Here is a 15,348-nt window from a genome sequence, read left to right on the forward strand (position 1 = left end):
GGAGGACGGTTGAGATCGTCGGGGTTAGCGTCGCGGTTATGCGCACACTGTGGATGGTGGCACTCGTGGCGGGTGTTCTTGTTGGGGCTACGGCATGTGCAGGGGGTGTCGAATCGAAGGCTGCGGTGGGGTCGGCTGGGGTGTCGATATCGTTCGGCGACTTCGCATCTCAGGGGGAGCTGAGTTATCCGCAGGGGGATCGGCCTGCGCCGCTGGTGGTTCTGGTGAGTGGGTCGGGGCCGGAGGATTTGAACGGTGACGATGCCAGTGCAGGCGGGACCTCGCGTGGGCATCTGTTCACCGATGTTACGCAGTCGCTTGCCGAGCAGGGGTTTGCGACCTTGCGGTACAACAAGCATTACGTGCGCGGGATCGGGGATATCGATCCGCGGTTCGGGACCGAGCTGACGATGGCGCAGTTGGTGGCGGATGTGCGTACTGCGGTTCAGGCGGTGGCCGGTGATCCCCGGATCGATCCGCAGCGGGTGTATCTCTACGGCTGGAGTGAAGGGACGACCGTTGCCGCGGCGGCCGCGGACAACATGCCGAACCTGCGCGGGGTCATTCTGCAGGGTGTGGTGGGGATTCCCTGGCGGGAGGGGCTGATCGCGCAGTGGGAGCGGGTGGTGATTCCGTATCTGCGCGGGTTCGCCAGCGAAGGATCGGTGGGTATCGCCGATTTGGGGCGCGCGTGGCGTGGTGACGGTGGTGTGGTGCCGCACGAACTCGTCGGCGTGCTCGCGGACGGCCTCGACTCCGTGCAGCCGGTGCTCAACCCGGCGTTCGACCTGGACGGTAACGGGCGTATCGATCTCGACACCGAACTACCGACGGCGGCAGTGCAATTCACCGACACCCAACTGGCAGGCGGTGCCTTCCGCCTGTACGGCGCACCGACGACGCTCGCCGATGTCGCGGCGCAAGCTCCCACACTCCGGCACATCCCGGTCCTCACCGTGCACGGCGACAACGACAGCAACGTATCGGTGGTCGCTGCCCACCGAGTCGACCGCGCCTTGGCTGAGGCCGGGAGTCGGGATCACACCCTGATCACCTATCCCGGCCTCGGCCATTCCCTCGGCGCGGCAACGGATCTGCTGCACGACCCGATCGGCCCGATCAGCAGGCAACCACTGGACGACATCGGCAAGTGGCTGCGCGACCGGGAAGGACGCTGAGCAGCTCAGGTCAGGGCGATGTATTTGGTTTCGAGGTATTCCTCGATACCTTCGGTGCCTGCCTCACGGCCGAGGCCGGATTCCTTGATGCCGCCGAATGGTGCTGCGACATCGGAGATCACGCCGCGGTTCACCCCAACCATGCCGGACTCGAGTGCGTCGGCGACGCGCAGCGCACGGTTCAGGTCGGTGGTGTAAAGGTATGCGGCGAGGCCGAATTCGGTGTCGTTGGCGGCCGCGACACCGGCCTCCTCGCCGTCGAAGCCGGTGATCGCGGCGACCGGCCCGAAGACTTCCTCGCGCAGGATGCGGGCGTTGCCAGGAACGTCGGTGAGGACCGTCGGTTCGAAAAAGTATCCGTCGCCGGGCACACCGGCGCCGCCGGTGGTGAGAACGGCGCCCTTGGCCAAGGCGTCGTGCACCAGTTCGGCGACCGTTGCGCGTTGTTTCTCGCTGATCAGCGGGCCCACCTGGACGCCGTCCAGGTGGCCGGCGCCGATCTTCAGTGCCCGCATCCGGTCGGTCAACGCCGCGGTGAACCCCTCGCGCACCGCGTTGTCGACGTGGAAACGGTTGGCCGCCGTACAGGCCTCGCCGGTGTTGCGCATCTTGGCCGCCATGGCGCCGTCCACCGCGGCATCGAGGTCGGCGTCGGCGAACACGAGGAACGGTGCGTTGCCGCCGAGTTCCATCGAGGTGCGCAGCACGCGCGAAGCCGACTGCGCCAGTAGCTGTTTGCCGACGGCGGTGGACCCGGTGAAGGTCACCTTGCGCAGCCGGTCGTCGGCGAACAGCGGATCGGTGAGTGCCGCCGCCTGCGAGGTCGGCAGGATCGACAGCACGCCGGGTGGTAGTCCGGCGTCGGCGAACACCTGGCCGAGCAGCAGCATGGTGAGCGGTGTCTCGGCGGCGGGTTTGAGCACCATCGTGCAGCCCGCCGCCAGGGCGGGCGCGATCTTGCGGGTGCCCATGGCGAGCGGGAAGTTCCACGGGGTGATCGCCAGTGTCGGGCCGACCGGCTGTTTGGTGACGAGGATCCGGCCGCCGCCCGACGGTGAGTGCGTGTAGCGGCCATGGACGCGCACCGTCTCTTCGGCGAACCAGCGCAGGAATTCCGCGCCGTAGATGACCTCGCCGTAGCTCTCCTGGAGCGGCTTGCCCATCTCCAGCGTCATCAGCAGCGCGAAGTCGTCGCGCCGGGCCAGCACCAGTTCCCAAGCGCGGCGCAGGATTTCGGCGCGCCAGCGGGCCGGCGTTGCGGCCCAGCCCGTTTGGGTCTCGGCCGCGACCTCGAGTGCGCGGGCACCGTCGATGGCCGAGGCGTCGGCCACTTCGATCAGGACCTCGCCCGTCGCCGGATTGTCCACGGGGAACACCAGTCCGCTCGCGGGCGGTGTCTGCTTCCCGCCGATCCACAGGTCAGTCGGCACGGTGTCGAGCAGCTCGGCCACCTCACGCATTGTCGGCTCCCGCTACCGCTTGCAACGCCTTGTCGAGTCGAACGATGAGCTCGTCGACCTCGTCCGGCGTGCTGGTCAGCGGCGGCGCCACCAGCACGGAGTGGGTGGTCGCGCCGATGCCCGCCGGGCAGAGCACGAGCCCGTTCGCCTTGGCGGCGGCGATGATTCGCTTGTTGGTGTCCGCAGGCTGCGCCGGGTCGATGTGCAGTGCGCGCATCAAGCCGATGCCCGACTGGTCGGCGAGCAGCCCCGGATACCGCTCGCACAGGGCAGTCAGCGCGTCGGCGAGGAACCTCCCCGCCGCGGCGGCGTTCTGCACCAGCCCTTCGTCCTCGATCACGCTCAGTACGGCGTTGGCGGCGGCGCAGGCGAGCGGGTTCGCGGACATGGTGTGGCCCAACGCGATCGGGCCGAGCGGTTCGGCGATGGCCGACGTCACCGTCGCGCCGACCAGCGTGACCGCGAGGCTGGTGTAGCCGCCGGTCACCCCCTTGCCCGAGGTGAGGATGTCGGGTGCGATCGACGAGTGATCGCAGGCCCACCACTTGCCGGTGCGCCCGAATCCGGACATGACTTCGTCGGCGATCAGCACGATGCCGTTGTTCTTCGTTTCCCGCCGCAGCCAGTGCATGGTGGCGATGTCGATCGGGGAGGCGCCCGAGGACGCGCCGCCGAGCGGCTCGATGACGATGGCCGCGACCCGGGACGGGCCGACATTGAGCAGGGCCTGCGCCCATTCCTCATGGGTGGCGCGTCGCCGACCTGGCTTGGGACGCACCAGAACTCGGGTCCCGTCCGCCGGCCCGAGCAGCGGCTCGACGGAGGGATCACGTTTACCGGGACTACCGGTGATCGACAGCGCCGCGGCCGTCATCCCGTGATAGCTGGGTTCCTCGGACAGGATGACGGTGCGCTTGGTCTTCCCGCGCCGGTGCTGGGCCGCGAAGGCCAGCCGCAGCGCGCACTCGTTGGCTTCGGATCCGGAGTTGCTGTACTCGACGGCGACGGTGCCGTCGGGCGCGATCGCGAGCAGCCGCTCGGTGAGCTCGCCCGCCTGCTCGTTGCGGAACTGGGTGCGGTGCACGAAAGACAGCTGCCTGAGCTGAGTTTCGATGGCCTGCACCACGCGCGGATGTGCGTGGCCGACGTTGACGTTGAGGACGCCGGAGGAGCCGTCGAGATAGTCGTTGCCGTCGGCGTCGTAGATGTAGGCGCCGAGGGCTCTGGTGGCAACGGGGAGCGCGGTCCGGTGGGGCAGCACAGTGCTCGATGCGGAATTCATGCTGGCTGACGGTCCTTTCTGAGGAGGACGAGCAGGGCGGCCGATACCAGCGCCGCGGCGATGCCGAGGGCGCAGGTCACCCCGGCGAAGGCGGCGCCACCGACGGCGAGCGTGCCGAGCAGGGTGGTGCCGATGGCGATGCCCGCGTTCATCATCGAGTTGTTCCATGCGACGACGGAGGCGCGCTGGGTGGGGTCGGCGCTGGAGAGGTAGGCCTGCTGGCTGGAGTAGAACGAGCCGCCGAAGACGCACCAGAGAAACAGCGCCGCCAGGGCGAGGATCAGGTGCCCGGTGCTCAAAGCGAGTGCGGCACAGGGGGCGAACGCCGCCGCGGCGACGACCGAGACCCACACGCCGCTCACGTTGTGCTTGTGCAGCCGATCCAGGACGGCGCCGGTGCTCAGCGATCCGATCAGCGATCCGGCGCCGACGAGGAGACCGACGAGCCCGAGGGTGGTGAGGCTGAAGCCGAATCGTTGGGCGAAGAGCACCCCGATGAACGTGTACGCACCGAGCCTGGCCGCCTGCAACAACAGTGTTGCGATGAGCCCGAGGCTGATTCGCGGTTGCGACCACGGCGCGAGCAGTGCCGAGAAGCCGCGCGCCGTCCCGGTCACCGGCAGATGATCGAGCCGTTTGTACAGCACCGCCGATGTCGCGACCATCAGCACGCCGACGGCGAGGAACGGCCAGCGCCAACTGGTGAGCGAGGCGAGGGCCGCGCCGAGTGGCACGCCGAGCACCTGCCCGAGCGAGTACACGCTGGCGCCGGTCGAGATCACCCGGCCGCGCTGGTGCGCAGGCGTGCGCTCGGCGAGATACGCCCAGATCGCGGGCGCCGCGATCGCCGCGCCGAGCCCGGTGAGCCCGCGCGCCGCGACCAGCAGTGCCAGCGTGCCCGCTGCCGCACAGGCCAGGTTCCCGAGCAGGAACACGATGCAGCCCAACAGGATCGACCACCGCCGCGGGTACCGATCGGCGATGATGCCGAACGGCGGACCCGCGATCGCATAGACGAGCACGTACGCGGTGACGATGGTCGCCGACGCCGCGACCGACGCGTGCAGCGAGTCGGCGATACCGGGCAGCATCGGCGCGACCAGGTACATCTCGGCGCCCATCAGGAAGAACGCGGCGTAGAGAAGTATGTGCTGAGCCCACGGCGTTGTGGGCTCAGCCTCCACCACCGGATGCAGGCTCCGGTGTGGTTCGAGAGGCCGCGTGCCGAGGCTCATACCGAGACCTTCTCCAGCGTCTCGTGCGTGGTCAGCGGGAGCGCCGCACGGCGGGGCAGGTTCAGCCGAGACCAGACGGTGTCGACGATCTCGGCGAACTTGTGGACAGCTGCGGGGCTGTGCACCGGCGAGGGGTTGATCCGGAGGCGTTCGGTGCCCCTCGGCACGGACGGGAAGTTGATCGGCTGGGCGTACTGGTGGTACTCCTCGAGCAGAATGTCGGCGAGTTGTTTGCATTTGTGCGGGTCACCTACGAGGACCGGAACGATGTGACTTTCGGTGGACACCAACGGGATTTCGGCGTCGGTGAGCAGGTCCTGCAGCAGTCCGGCACGGTGGTGCAACAGGATTCGCTCGTTGTCGGACTCCCGCAGATGCCGCACGCTCGCCAGCGCGGCCGCCGCGAGCGCGGGCGGCATCGCGAGGGTGAAGATGAACGCGGGCGCGAAACTCCGCACCGCGTCGAGGATCGGCGCCGGCCCGGTCAGGTAGCCGCCGAGGGTGCCGTAGCCCTTGGCGAAGGTGCCCATCAGCAGATCCACCTGGTCGGCGCAACCCAACTGGGCCGCCATGCCGGATCCCTCCGGACCGTACATGCCCACCGAGTGCGCCTCGTCGACGTAGACGAGGGCGCCGTGTTTTTTTGCGACAGCACACAGTTCGGGCATGGGCGCGATATCGCCGTCCATCGAGTAGATCGATTCGAACGCCACGATCTTGGGGCGGTCGGGATCGGTGGCCGCCAGCAGCTCGTCGAGATGGGCGGCATCGTTGTGCCGGAAGATGACTCGGTCCGCACCCGAGGCGCGCATGCCGAGGATCATCGACGCGTGGTTCTGCTCGTCGGAGAAGAAGATGGCGCCGGGCAGATGCTTGCCGAGCACGCCGAGCACGGCGTCGTTCACCGCGTACCCGGTGATGAACGTCAGGCCCGCTTCCTTGCGATGCAGTTGCGCCACTTCGCGTTCCAGCAGGATGTGGGTGTGGTTGTTGCCCGAGATATTGCGCGAGCCACCGGCCGCGACGCCCGAGCGGTTGATCGACCGGTGCATCGCCTCGACGACCTTGGGAAACTGTCCCATGCCTAGGTGATCGTTGCTGCACCACACGGTGATCTCGCGTAGTCCGTCCCGATGATGGTGTACCGCTTGCGGAAAGCGGCCCGCGAGCCGCTCGATCTCCACGAACGTGCGGTACTGACCCGACGCCTGAATGTCGTCGATCTTTCTCTCGAAAAAGGCCGTGTAGTCGAAAGCCATGGGAATCTCCGATGTCGAGTGGATGCGGTGGAATCAGTTGAGCTGTTGGTGGGCAAGGTGATCGATCAAGGCGTGGTTGGTGTCCCAGCCCGTGACCGGTGGATAGGCGTCGGGGTCGGTGATGACGTCCAAGACGGTCGTCGTCGGTTCGACGATCGCCTTCACCAGTGCGTCACGCAGTTCCACGTCGCTGTGGACGGTGCGGCCGTGTGCTCCGCACGCGGTAGCGATCTGCGCATGGTCGACGTGCCCTAGTTCGACGGCCGAGGTCGGTCGGCCGAACTGGACGATTTCGGCGTGTTTCTGGAAGCCGAGGATGGAGTTGTTCAGCACGACCACCACGACGGCGAGGTGTTCGCGAACGGCGGTCTCGATTTCGGCCCAGCAGTGGGCGAATCCGCCGTCGCCGACAACGCAGATGACCGGTGAGCCAGGTCGTGCCGCCTTGGCGCCGAGCGCGAGCGGGAGTCCCCACCCGAGTCCGGCCATGCCGCGCGGCAGCAGGAAACGCTGGCTTGCGGTGGTGGCCCGGATGTAGTTGGCCACCCAGATCGAGGAGTAGCTGGCGTCCGCGACGACGATCGCGTCGTCGGGCAGCAGCGTGCTGATCTCGTCGGCCACCCGCTCTGGACGCAACGGCTGTCGCGTCGAGGTGCGGACGGCGGCCGTGTTCGTTTCGAAGGCGGCGCGGGACCCGGCGATCTGCTCGATGATCGCGGGCCGGTCGGCGCTGCGCTTGCTCAGGTCGAGGCCGCGCAGTGCGGTCGCGAGGTCGTCGATGCCGGTCCTGACGTCGCCGACCAGGCGAAGCGCGGGATAGTTGCGGCCGATCTCGGTCGGATCGATGTCGAGGTGGATGACGGTGGCTTCCGGCGGGTACAGGGTCCAGCCGTCGGTGCCGTTCTCGTTGGTGCGCGACCCGGCGAGCAGGATGGTGTCCACGTCGGCGATCCAGTCGCGCATGCCGTGCGTGACGCCGTGTTCGCCCATGTAGTTGCCGATGACCCCGACGCTCAGGTCGTTCGTCTCCGGGACCGCGCCCTTGCCCATCGGCGTCGTCGCGACCGGCAGCGACGCCAGGTCGCTCAGCCTGGCCAGCGCGGCGCCCGCATCCGAGGAGATGGCGCCGCCACCCGCGATGACCAGCGGGCGTTCGGCCTTGGCCAGCGCCTCCGCTGCGGCGCGAATGCCGGCCTCGGGCGGCCGGATCCGATCGAGCGGGAATGCGGTGCTGCTGGGAACGTGGCCTGCGGGCGGCGGGGGAGCGAGTTGCTCGAGCACATCCTTGGGCAGCATCAGGACGGCGGGACCCGGCCTGCCGCTGGTCGCGGCCCGGAAGGCCGCGTCGAGATAGTCGTGGACTCGAGCCGGATCATCGAGGCGGTCGAACCATTTGGTGCATCCGGAAAACAGGCTTTGGTGATCAATTTCCTGAAACGCATTTTTGTTGCGAAACGGACTCGGCACGTCCTGTACCAAGGCGACGACGGGAATGGACACTTTCGCGGCCTCGGTCAGCGGCGGCACGAGAAGCGTTGCGGCGGGCCCGTTCTGTGCGACGACGACCGAGCAATGCCGCGACACCCTGGCAAAACCGTCGGCCATCGTGCCCGCCGCATTCTCGGTGCGGTAAACGATCTGCCGTATGCCGAGATCCTCGGCGGCCAAAACCAGCAGCGACGGCAGACTCTGGCCGAAGAACTCGGTAATTCCCCTGGCTTGCAGACTTTCGGCGATGGCGGTGGCGACTGTCGTAGGCATCGGATACCTTCTCGCGATAGCGGACTAGGACTGCTCGGTAGACACAGTCTCGGGCCACGAAGTCCCGCAGGTCCAATACGTATTTACTTCCCGTTGATAAGGAACGCTTATCTGGCTAGGCTGACCGGCGTGGACGATCTGCGTCGCGTGCGTTACTTCCTAGCGGTAGCTGAGCACCGGCACTTCGGGCGCGCGGCGGAATCGTTGCATATCACCCAGCCCGCCCTGTCTCAGCAGGTCAAAGCGTTGGAAAAGGAGCTCGGGGTCGATTTGCTGACCCGAAGTGGCCGCGCTTTCGTCCTGACACCGGCCGGTTTGGCGCTGCAAGCGGGCGCTCAGCAACTTCTGACGGCCGCCGCGGACCTCGAGCGGTCGGTCCGTGCCAGGGCATCGGGGACGGCGGGTGAACTTAAGGTCGCCTTCACTCGATCGGGTTCCGACAGCGATATCTCGCAGCGAATTCGGGATTTCCGCAAGGAGTTTCCGGACATCACCGTTTCGACGATTACCGGGTGGACGGCCTGGAATCTCGACCTGCTCGAATCGGGGGAGATCGACGTCGCGTTCGTGCGCGGAAATATCGCGCACCCGCGCGTCGAGACGCACCTGATCGGACTCCAAGAGGCCGCGGTGGTGGTGTCGAAGGAGCATCCGCTGGCGGTTCGCGACACTGTCGCCATCGAGGACATCGTCGATGAGCCAATTGTGTTGTGGTCGAGGCAAACCGGACCCGATTTCTATGACGAACTCGTCGGGCATATCTGGGGCGACGGGGCGCCGAATCTGGTCGGCGAGGAGTCCGACGCCGAACAGGTCCTCGACGTGGTTTCCGGCGGCACCGGAATCAGCGTGCTCGACCGGAAGCGGGCGACCAGGATCGCCCACGAAAATATCGTCGTCATACCGTTCGGCACCGACCCGCCGCGCATCGCCATCAGCATTGCGTGGATGCGGGAGTCGGATGCGCCCGCGCTCGCCCACTTCCTCGAATGGTGGCGGCGCAGCGGTTAGCCCGGCGCGGGGTGCGTCCGCGAACTCGGCACAGTGTCGGAGGGGCGGATTAGCCTCGAGGTATGTGTCGAAACATCACCGCCCTTCGAGGGCTGGAGCCCGCAGCGACCGAGGAGGAGATCCAGGCCGCGGCGCTGCAATACGTCCGCAAGGTCGGCGGCTTGTCCAGCATCTCGGCCGCGACCCAGCCCGCCGTCGATGCCGCTGTGGCCGACATCGCGGCCATCACGGCCAGGCTGCTCGCGGAACTGCCCGAGCGCAAGGTGCCACCGAAGTCTGTGCCGCCGCTGCGGCGTCCCGAGGTGCAGGCGCGGATTCGTGCCCGCGAGCATGCGCATGCCCATGATCACGCACACCCTCATGATCACGCGCACCCCCACGACCACGACCACGCACACCCCCACGACTAGCCCGTTCGGGATCGCTATGCGCAGGTGAATCCCCTGTGCACCCCGCCTGCTATCTTGAACGTCGTTCAAGAGCGTGAGCGGGAGGAAGTTCGTCGTGGCTGGAGTCGAAAACTCTCGGGGGGCGCGTTTCGCCCTCTCCGCGCGAGACATGGCGCAGATCGCGGTCTTCGCGGCGCTGATCGCGGCGATGGGCCTGCCCGGCGCCATCACGGTCGGATTCAGCGGTGTGCCGATCACCGTGCAGACACTCGGGGTCATCCTGGCCGGTGCCGTGCTCGGCGCGCGCAAGGGGACCGCGGCGGTGGTGGTTTTCCTGGCGCTGACCATGATCGGGCTGCCCTTGCTCTCCGGTGGCCGCACCGGATTGACGGCCATGGCGGGACCGAGCGCCGGATACCTCGTCGGCTGGATCCCCGCCGCCCTTGTCATCGGCCTGCTGACCTACCGGATCCTGCCGAAGTATCCGATCGTGCTCGGCCTGCTGATCAACGCGATCGGTGGGTTGCTCGTCATCTACCTGTTCGGCACTGTCGGGCTGTTGATTCGCACCGACCTGGACCTGTCGCACGCGATCAGCACGAATTTCGCGTTCATTCCTGGAGATCTGGCGAAGGTCGTTGTCGCGACAGTGGTCGCGAAGGGAGTGCACCGCGCGTACCCGGGCCTGATTCGTGCCTAGTCGGGAACTCGGCGGCGCCGGTGATCGGCCTGCCCTCGAATTCGACGGCCGCACTTACACATACGGCGAACTCGACCATGCCATCGAGCAGTGGATCGAACGGCATGGGTCCGGCGAGTACGACGCCTCCACGCTGTCGGTGCCCGAGGCGTTGATCTGCGTGTGTGCCGCCGCCAGGCAGGGGGTGCCGGTGCGGGTCGAGAACCCCGCCGTCAGGCCCGAGCGCCCGAGCATTCCACCGTCGGCGTTTCTGTTGGTGACGACCTCGGGCTCGACCGGACGGCCGCGGCCGTTGGCTCGCACGGCGGCGTCCTGGTACGACAGCTTCCCGGACTTCACCGCGATCACCGGCGTCACGCCCGCCGATCGGGTGCTGATCACCGGGCCCTTGCACGCGACGATGCATCTGTTCGGCGCGCTGCACGCGCTGTGGGTCGGTGCGTGCGTCACCGACGATCCGGCGCGGGCCACCGTCGTGCACGCGGTGCCTGCGGTGCTGCGTGAGGTGATCGGCCTGGCGCCGATGCTGCGGACCGCGATCGTGGCAGGCATCGCGCTGGACGAGGGCGCGGCTGCGGCGGCGCACGGCGTCGAGATCATCGAGTACTACGGGTCCGCCGAGGTTTCCCTGGTCGCGGCGCGACGAGTGCCCGAACCGCTGCGCCTGCTCGATGGTGTCGACGCGCAGATCCGTGACGGGCTGCTCCATGTCCGGAGCCCCTACCGTGTGCTCGGTGCGCCCGAATGGTTCGGCGTCGGCGATCTCGCCGAGCTCGGCGCCGACCGCACGCTGACGGTCCGTGGTCGGGGGGAATCGGCGATCAACGTCGGCGGCACCACCGTGGTCGCCGAGGATGTCGAGCGCATTCTCGCGACCCTCGACGGTGTCGTCGCGGTGGCGGTGATCGGTTCACCGCACGCGGTGTTCGGTGAAACCGTCACGGCGGCAGTGCAACTCGACGACGGCATCGGGATAGGCGCGGTGCGCGCGCAGGCGCGCGCCGTGCTGGGGCGCGAGGCGATGCCGCGCCGCTGGGTGCCGCTGTCCGCGTTGCCGAAGACCGCCAGTGGCAAGGTGGCCCGAGGGCAGCTGAAAGACTTGCTGACATGAGTCCGGTCCCCGTTCTGGTAGCGCCGCGTCGAACGCCGATCGGCAACGCCGGGCACGGGTTGGCCGACCGCACCGTGGCCGACCTGGCCGCCCCGGTGTTGCGCGAGGTGGTGTCGTCGCTGCGAGCGGCAGGCGTCGGCGCCGAGGTGGACGATGTGGTGCTCGGCAACTGCCTCGGGCCCGGCGGCGATCCGGCGCGGATCGCGGCATTGCAGGCGGGGTTCGGCGAGCACGTGCCCGGCGTGACCGTCGACCGTCAGTGTGGTTCCGGACTCGACGCGGTCATGCAGGCGGCGCTGCGGGTGCGTAGCGGCGCGGACGAGCTCATTCTGGCAGGCGGCGTCGAATCGGCGAGCACCGCGCCGTGGCGCTTCTGGCCGCCGGCCGCGGGCGCCGAACCCGTGCGATATACCCGCGCTCCCTTTGCGCCACCGGGCTTTTCGGATCCTGACATGGGTGCGGCCGCCGACGACCTTGCCAGGGTGCGCGGCATCAGCCGCGAGCGGCAGGACGCCTACGCGGCGCGGTCCCATACGCTCGCCGCGGCCGCCGACTTCTCGGCGGAGATCGTGCCGATCGGCGCGGTGCAGCGCGATGAACGTATCCGCGCGGGTATGACGCAGGCGCGGCTTGCTCGCCTGCGCCCCAGTTTCGGCGCCGAGGGCACGGCGACCGCGGGCAACTCGTGCGGAATCTCCGATGGCGCCGCGATTCTCGCGGTCACCAGCGAGTCGCTGGCGGCCGGGCTGCCCGCGCTCCGGATACTCGGCTCGGCGGTCGCGGGATCCGATCCGGCGTACCCCGGGCTCGGTCCGGTGCCCGCGATCCGGAAACTGCTGAAGCGCACCGGGTTCGAGGTGGCCGATCTCGGCATCGTCGAGATCACCGAGGCCTTCGCCACGGTGGTGCTCGCGGTGTCGGACGAATTGGGGCTCGACGAATCCATCATCTGCCCGCAGGGCGGCGCCATCGCGATGGGCCATCCGTGGGGCGCGTCCGGCGCGATTCTGCTGGTGCGGTTGGCAAGTCAGATGTTGCGCGCGGACGGACCCGGGCTCGGCCTGGCGGCGTGCGCCATCGGTGGCGGTCAAGGTATCGCGATGCTGGTGGAGCGGGTGTCGTGACCGAGATCGTCTTCGATTCGGTGAGTCATGCGTTCGGGGATCGAAAAGTGTTGCGCGATATCTCGCTTCGCATCACCGAGCGCCGGGTCGGGATCATCGGTTCGAACGGATCGGGCAAGTCGACGTTGGCGCGGATGATCAACGGTCTGCTGAAACCGACGTCGGGCACGGTCACCGTCGACGGTGTCGACGCGGCTCGCAAGGGCGCGCAGGTCAGGCGCAAGGTCGGTTTCGTGTTCACCGATCCCGATACCCAGATCGTGATGCCAACGGTCGCAGAGGATCTCGCGTTCTCGCTGCGGCGGACCGGACTCGGGAAGCAGGAGATCGCGGCACGCGTGGAGGAGATGTTGGCGCGGTTCGGCTTGCACGCGCACGCCGACCACCCCGCGCATCTGTTGTCGGGCGGTCAGAAGCAGTTGCTCGCCATCGGCGCCGTCCTCATTCGCAAGCCCGAGGTGATCATCGCGGACGAGCCGACCACCTTGCTCGACCTGCGCAACGCGCGGATCGTCGCCGACGCGCTCGACGCCGTCGATCAGCAGGTGATCGTCGTGACACATCAGCTGGCGCTGCTGGACAGCTTCGAACGCGTGATCGTCATCGATGACGGCGCGGTGGCATTCGACGGCACACCCGACGCCGCCGTCCCCGCTTATCGGGCACTGGTCGAATGATCGGGCTGTACCGCCCGGGAAACTCGCTGCTGCACCGGATGCCCGCAGGCGCCAAGCTGCTGCTGTTGATCGCGGCCATCGTGGCGGCAACGGTGTTCGTGCAGACCCCGGCGCAGGTCGGTGTGGTCGGCATCGCGGTGGCGGGACTGTTCGCGGTCGCCCGGATTCCGTGGCGCGTCGCGGTGGCGCAACTGCGGCCGGTGGTGTGGATGCTGGTGATCATCGCCGCGTTCCAGGTGTGGCTCACCTCGCCGGCACGGGCCTTCGTGGTGTGTGGCGTGCTGCTGGTCTCGGTGGCGCTCGCGGCGCTGGTCACGCTCACCACCCGGGTGACCGATCTGCTCGACACCGTGACACGGTCCCTCGGGCCGCTACGCCGGATCGGCGTCGATCCGGAACGGGTGGGATTGCTACTGGCACTGGCCATTCGGTGTGTGCCGCTGCTGGCCGGGATCGTGCACGAGGTCGCGGAGGCGCGGCGGGCCCGCGGCCTGGACTGGTCGATGACGGCGCTGGTCACGCCGGTGCTGGTGCGGGCGCTCCGCACCGCGGACGCGATGGGTGACGCCCTCGCCGCGAGAGGAGTGGACGATGACTGAGCTGCTTGCCGCGCGGATCGCCAGGCGCGCCGCCGAATACGCCGAGTCGAGCGCCGTCATCTCCGCACGGGAACACGTCGACTATCGCGAATTCTGGTCGCGGGTCACCCGCACCGCCGCCGGGCTCGACGGCATGAATCGGGTTGCCGTGCTGCCGACTTCGGATGTCGAGTCGTTGGTCGTGGTGGTGGCGGCGATGCACGCCGGGGTGAGTGTGGTGCTGCTGCACCGGCATCTGCTGCCGAACCAGCTGAGCCGGGTGCTCGACCTCACGCAGCCCGGCGCCGTGGTCGCCGCACCGCCGCATCATCGGCGGGTGCGAAAGCTGGGGTTCGACGGGGATATTCGGACCGTGGCCGGACTGGTATCGGCGGGCAAGCCGGGCACGGCACGACCGGAGACCGAGCTGTTGGTCGGCGTCACCTCCGGCACCACCGGCGAACCGAAGCTGTTCGTGCGCAATCAACAGTCGTGGTCGGCGACCCTCGATCGTTCCGACGCCACCTTCGATATCGGCGGTGGCGACCGGGTGTCGGTGCCCGGCGTCCTCGATCACACGCATTTCCTGTACGGCGCGTTGCACGCGCTGACGCGCGGTGCGACCGTGGACTTGCGTTCCGCCGTTGAGGCATTGAATGACGGTGCGACACATCTGTATTCGGTGCCCACCGTGGCCTGGGATGTGGTCCGCTCCGGGACAGGTCCTTTCGAACAGGTTCGTGAGGTGTTGTCCTCGGCGGCGCGGTGGCCGCGTACGGGAAGGCAAGCGCTGCAAGAGGTTGTGCCGAATGCCGGCCTCGTCCATTTCTATGGCGCGTCCGAACTGAGCTTTGTTTCGTTCGATCGTGGTCTCGGCGCCGAGGACGAGAAATCGGCGGGCAAACTGTTCGACGGCGTCGAAGTCGAGATCCGAGACGGCTTGGTATTCGTGCGCAGCGACATGCTGTTCGACGGCTACCTCACCGAGCGCGGCGTGGTCGACGGCCCGGCCGACGGGTGGATGTCGGTGGGGGACCGGGGTGCGGTGACCGGTGACCAGCTCCGGTTGTTCGGTCGCGACAGCGAGATGCTCATCCGCGCGGGGCTCAACGTCGAGCCGGCCGCCATCGAAGCCGCACTCACCGCGCTGCCCGGCATTGCCGAGGCCGCGTGTATCGGCATTCCCGACGCGCGTATGGGTGAGGCGCCCGCTGCCGCGATCGTGGTGGACGCGAATGCCCCTGACCTGGATGCTATCTGGCGTCATCTGCGCGCAACGCTGCCGACGCCGAGCATTCCGGTCCGGCTCTTGACGGTGGACAGTCTTCCGCGCACGCCGCGCGGCAAACTCGACCGCCAAGCGCTGGCCATGGTTTTCGGCGGCCACCGCGGGTCGACGGCGGGTCCGAACTCCTAGCAGGCCCGCCTCGGGCGAACCGGGGCCGACGGTGGTCCTGCCCCGTGTCCGCGCGACACGGGGCAGGTAGCTCAGCGCAGGGTTATTGAGCTAACGCACCGAGTGATGCGATTTCAGAGTCCTCCGAGGAGGAGGTGCAGAACACTTCCGACAACGTCGATCAAAC

At 68.0% G+C, this 15,348-nt stretch carries 14 protein-coding genes; 9 read left to right on the top strand and 5 right to left on the bottom strand.

Annotated elements, in window-relative coordinates; translation table 11 throughout:
• Positions 1 to 140 precede the first annotated feature (140 nt).
• Positions 141 to 1,178, top strand: a complete 1,038-nt coding sequence (locus ACGFNJ_RS39685) for an alpha/beta hydrolase family protein (RefSeq protein WP_393460976.1) — start codon at positions 141 to 143, stop codon at positions 1,176 to 1,178.
• Positions 1,179 to 1,183: 5 nt separating this feature from the next.
• Here the strand turns inward: ACGFNJ_RS39685 and ACGFNJ_RS39690 are convergent, their stop codons facing one another.
• The 5 genes from ACGFNJ_RS39690 to ACGFNJ_RS39710 are packed head-to-tail and all read right to left on the bottom strand — an operon-like array spanning position 1,184 to position 8,175.
• Positions 1,184 to 2,638: an NAD-dependent succinate-semialdehyde dehydrogenase gene (locus ACGFNJ_RS39690; protein ID WP_393460979.1), complete on the bottom strand. Its 1,455-nt coding sequence runs from the start codon at positions 2,636 to 2,638 to the stop codon at positions 1,184 to 1,186.
• Positions 2,631 to 3,920, bottom strand: coding sequence for an aspartate aminotransferase family protein (locus tag ACGFNJ_RS39695; protein WP_393460982.1), 1,290 nt, complete (start codon positions 3,918 to 3,920; stop codon positions 2,631 to 2,633). Before ACGFNJ_RS39695 ends, ACGFNJ_RS39690 begins: the two co-directional genes overlap by 8 nt.
• On the bottom strand, positions 3,917 to 5,107 hold the full coding sequence (locus tag ACGFNJ_RS39700) for an MFS transporter (RefSeq protein WP_393460985.1): 1,191 nt from the start codon (positions 5,105 to 5,107) through the stop codon (positions 3,917 to 3,919). Before ACGFNJ_RS39700 ends, ACGFNJ_RS39695 begins: the two co-directional genes overlap by 4 nt.
• A gap of 44 nt (positions 5,108 to 5,151) precedes the next feature.
• Positions 5,152 to 6,414: a 5-aminolevulinate synthase gene (gene hemA / locus ACGFNJ_RS39705; RefSeq protein ID WP_393460988.1), complete on the bottom strand. Its 1,263-nt coding sequence runs from the start codon at positions 6,412 to 6,414 to the stop codon at positions 5,152 to 5,154.
• A 33-nt stretch (positions 6,415 to 6,447) separates the two neighbouring features.
• On the bottom strand, positions 6,448 to 8,175 hold the full coding sequence (locus tag ACGFNJ_RS39710; RefSeq protein WP_393460991.1) for an acetolactate synthase catalytic subunit: 1,728 nt from the start codon (positions 8,173 to 8,175) through the stop codon (positions 6,448 to 6,450).
• Between the two features lie 129 nt (positions 8,176 to 8,304).
• Between ACGFNJ_RS39710 and ACGFNJ_RS39715 the strand changes: the two genes are divergently transcribed.
• The 8 genes from ACGFNJ_RS39715 (at position 8,305) to ACGFNJ_RS39750 (ending at position 15,182) form a co-directional block, all read left to right on the top strand.
• On the top strand, positions 8,305 to 9,186 hold the full coding sequence (locus tag ACGFNJ_RS39715; RefSeq protein ID WP_393460994.1) for a LysR family transcriptional regulator: 882 nt from the start codon (positions 8,305 to 8,307) through the stop codon (positions 9,184 to 9,186).
• Positions 9,187 to 9,248: 62 nt separating this feature from the next.
• Positions 9,249 to 9,596, top strand: coding sequence for a DUF2277 domain-containing protein (locus ACGFNJ_RS39720; RefSeq protein WP_393460997.1), 348 nt, complete (start codon positions 9,249 to 9,251; stop codon positions 9,594 to 9,596).
• A 94-nt stretch (positions 9,597 to 9,690) separates the two neighbouring features.
• Entirely contained in the window at positions 9,691 to 10,275 is a 585-nt protein-coding gene (locus ACGFNJ_RS39725; RefSeq protein ID WP_393461000.1) for a biotin transporter BioY, read from the top strand.
• Positions 10,268 to 11,386: a class I adenylate-forming enzyme family protein gene (locus ACGFNJ_RS39730; RefSeq protein WP_393461003.1), complete on the top strand. Its 1,119-nt coding sequence runs from the start codon at positions 10,268 to 10,270 to the stop codon at positions 11,384 to 11,386. The genes ACGFNJ_RS39725 and ACGFNJ_RS39730 overlap by 8 nt, the downstream gene beginning before the upstream one ends.
• On the top strand, positions 11,383 to 12,510 hold the full coding sequence (locus ACGFNJ_RS39735) for a thiolase family protein (protein ID WP_393461006.1): 1,128 nt from the start codon (positions 11,383 to 11,385) through the stop codon (positions 12,508 to 12,510). The genes ACGFNJ_RS39730 and ACGFNJ_RS39735 overlap by 4 nt, the downstream gene beginning before the upstream one ends.
• A complete protein-coding gene (locus tag ACGFNJ_RS39740) occupies positions 12,507 to 13,187 on the top strand; it encodes an energy-coupling factor ABC transporter ATP-binding protein (protein ID WP_393461009.1) in 681 nt (226 codons plus the stop codon). The genes ACGFNJ_RS39735 and ACGFNJ_RS39740 overlap by 4 nt, the downstream gene beginning before the upstream one ends.
• Complete coding sequence (locus ACGFNJ_RS39745) at positions 13,184 to 13,786, top strand: energy-coupling factor transporter transmembrane component T family protein (RefSeq protein WP_393461012.1); 603 nt, start codon at positions 13,184 to 13,186, stop codon at positions 13,784 to 13,786. Before ACGFNJ_RS39740 ends, ACGFNJ_RS39745 begins: the two co-directional genes overlap by 4 nt.
• A complete protein-coding gene (locus tag ACGFNJ_RS39750) occupies positions 13,779 to 15,182 on the top strand; it encodes an AMP-binding protein (RefSeq protein ID WP_393461015.1) in 1,404 nt (467 codons plus the stop codon). Before ACGFNJ_RS39745 ends, ACGFNJ_RS39750 begins: the two co-directional genes overlap by 8 nt.
• Positions 15,183 to 15,348 lie beyond the last annotated feature (166 nt).

The organism is Nocardia sp. NPDC049149 (assembly GCF_043197455.1).
Lineage (GTDB): Bacteria > Actinomycetota > Actinomycetes > Mycobacteriales > Mycobacteriaceae > Nocardia.

Coding starts and splice junctions, on each gene's coding strand:
- ACGFNJ_RS39720 (WP_393460997.1), top strand. CDS start 9,249: ATGTGTCGAAACATCACCGCCCTTCGAGGGCTGGAGCCCGCAGCGACC.
- ACGFNJ_RS39695 (WP_393460982.1), bottom strand. CDS start 3,920: ATGAATTCCGCATCGAGCACTGTGCTGCCCCACCGGACCGCGCTCCCC.
- ACGFNJ_RS39710 (WP_393460991.1), bottom strand. CDS start 8,175: ATGCCTACGACAGTCGCCACCGCCATCGCCGAAAGTCTGCAAGCCAGG.
- ACGFNJ_RS39745 (WP_393461012.1), top strand. CDS start 13,184: ATGATCGGGCTGTACCGCCCGGGAAACTCGCTGCTGCACCGGATGCCC.
- ACGFNJ_RS39735 (WP_393461006.1), top strand. CDS start 11,383: ATGAGTCCGGTCCCCGTTCTGGTAGCGCCGCGTCGAACGCCGATCGGC.
- hemA (WP_393460988.1), bottom strand. CDS start 6,414: ATGGCTTTCGACTACACGGCCTTTTTCGAGAGAAAGATCGACGACATT.
- ACGFNJ_RS39690 (WP_393460979.1), bottom strand. CDS start 2,638: ATGCGTGAGGTGGCCGAGCTGCTCGACACCGTGCCGACTGACCTGTGG.
- ACGFNJ_RS39750 (WP_393461015.1), top strand. CDS start 13,779: ATGACTGAGCTGCTTGCCGCGCGGATCGCCAGGCGCGCCGCCGAATAC.